This window comes from Candidatus Aminicenantes bacterium, from assembly GCA_026393795.1.
Lineage (GTDB): Bacteria > Acidobacteriota > Aminicenantia > UBA2199 > UBA2199 > UBA2199.
On the sequence record JAPKZL010000230.1, the window covers coordinates 1 to 2426 of the forward strand.

Consider the following 2426-nt stretch of genomic DNA (forward strand, 5'->3'; position numbering starts at 1 on the left):
AGCATCGCCTACTTCTCCGCCGAATACGGTCTGAGCGACACGCTGCCCATTTATTCCGGCGGGCTCGGCATCCTTTCTGGCGATCACGTCAAGGCCGCCAGCGACCTGAACCTCAATTTCCGCGGCGTCGGTCTGCTTTACCAACTGGGCTACTTTCAGCAGTACCTGAACATGGACGGCTGGCAGCAGGATTTTTACCAGGTCAACGATTTTCACAACATGCAGGTCCAGGAGGTCAAGAATCCGGACGGCCGGACCCTGGAAATCGAGCTGGACTTCCCCGGCCGCGCCGTGGCGGTCAAGGTGTGGCAGATCCAAGTCGGCAGGGTGAAGATCTATCTGCTCGATTCCAACCTGGCGCGAAACAGCGAGTACGACCGACGCCTGACCGCCCAGCTCTATGGCGGCAACCCCGAGATCCGTTTGCAGCAGGAGATCATCCTCGGCATCGGCGGAGTGAAAATGCTCGACGCCCTGGGCATCCAGGTCACGGTCGTGCACATGAACGAGGGGCATTCGGCTTTCACCCCCTTTGAGCGGGCCGGGATGCTGATGAAGAGCGGCGGCCTTACGTTCCAGGAGGCGATCGAGCTGGTGCGCAAGTCGAGCGTCTTCACCACCCACACCAATGTGCAGGCCGCCCACGATGTCTTCACCCCCGAGCTGATGAAGAATTATTTCGCCAACATGGTCAAGGAATTCAACATTTCCTGGAACGATTTCATGGCTTTCGGCCGGGTCCATCCCGACAACAACCAGGAAAATTTTTCCATGACCGTGGCCGCTGTCAAGAACGCGGCTTTCGTCAACGGGGTTTCCACCCTGCATGCCCAAGTTTCCCGGGACATGCTGAGCAACCTTTGGCCCGGGGTGCCGCTCGAACACGTCACGATCCAGCCGATCACCAACGGCATCCATATCCCGTCCTGGGTTTCCTTTGAAATGAACGACCTGTTCGAACGCTACCTCGGCAACAAGTGGCGGGAAAAGCAGGATTACCGGGATGCCTGGGAAAAGGTCCAGAACATACCCGACCCGGAACTGTGGAACGTGCACGAAATCCGCCGCCGGCGCCTGATCGCCTTCGCCCGCCAGCGGCTGCAGAAACAGCTCATTGCCAAGGGGGCTTCCAACCTGCTGATCAACGAATCGCAGGAGGCGCTCAACCCGGAAGCCCTGACCATCGGCTTCGCCCGCCGTTTCGCCACCTACAAGCGGGCCTACCTGATCTTCAAGGACCCGGACAGGCTACTGAAGATACTGAACAACGTCACGCACCCGGTCCAGCTCGTTTTCGCCGGCAAGGCCCATCCGCAGGACCAGGCCGGCAAGGAACTGATCAAGAACATCATCGCCTTCATGTCCGCGGAGCACCTGCGCAAGAAGATCGCCTTCATCGAGGATTACGACATCAATGTCGCCCGCTATCTGGTTTCCGGGGTCGACATCTGGCTGAATACGCCGCTGCGCCCGCTGGAGGCTTGCGGCACCTCGGGGATGAAGGCCGCCTGCAACGGCGTTTTGAACTTCAGCGTCCTGGACGGCTGGTGGGACGAGGCCTACGACCTCAAAAACGGCTGGGCCATCGGCAACCGCGAGGTCTATGCCGACAAGGAGTACCAGGATGAGGTCGAAAGCAAGGCCATTTATTCGATACTTGAAAAAGACATCGTACCGCTGTTCTATGAACGGGGTTCGGACGGATTGCCGCGCGAGTGGATCCGCATGATGAAGCATTCACTGATCACGATCGCCTCGCGCTACAACACCAACCGCATGGTCAAGGAATATTTCTACAAATTCTACAAGAACGCGGCCGAGAATCACGGCAAGCTGAGCGCCGACAATTTTGCCGCCGGCCGCGAGCTGGTCAAGTGGAAAAACAGGATCAAAAGCGAGTTTTCCGCCTTGCGCATCGAAAACATCCATGCCGATACGGCCCGGACCTATACCAGTCGCGAGCAGTTTCCGCTGGGGGCCGATCTGTATCTGGGAAAAATCGATCCCAGCGAGATCCGCGTGGAAGCTTATTACGGCAACATCATCGGCGAGGACGTGCTGCACCATTCGGCCCTGGCCGCATTGAACGACGTCAGCAAAATCTCCGACAGCCGCTACCGCTTCAGCGGCTTCATCCCCTGCAGCCGCACCGGCAATTTCGGTTTCAAGCTGCGCATCACCCCCTTTCACCCGTTGCTGACCGACGCCTACGAGATGGGGTTGGTGCTGTGGGGTTGAGGGCTGAAATTACTGTACTGGGTTTAAGGTAGACGGTAGACGGTGTAGGGCAGAAAAAAGACTTGGCATGTCAAAGGTGCTTTACCTTATACCGTACACCGTAAACCGTACACCAATTTCCATTCATTTCACTTGCGTTCCAGCAGGGAAATATAAAAAAGGTCGTTGTTCAGGTCCGAGGGCAGCAG

Annotated in this window: 1 protein-coding gene; it reads left to right on the plus strand. The window is 57.5% G+C overall.

What is annotated here, in order from left to right:
• Positions 1-2238, plus strand: a 2238-nt coding sequence (glgP, locus tag NTW95_11735) for an alpha-glucan family phosphorylase (GenBank protein MCX6558076.1), incomplete at its 5' end; no start/stop codon positions are given.
• Positions 2239-2426 lie beyond the last annotated feature (188 nt).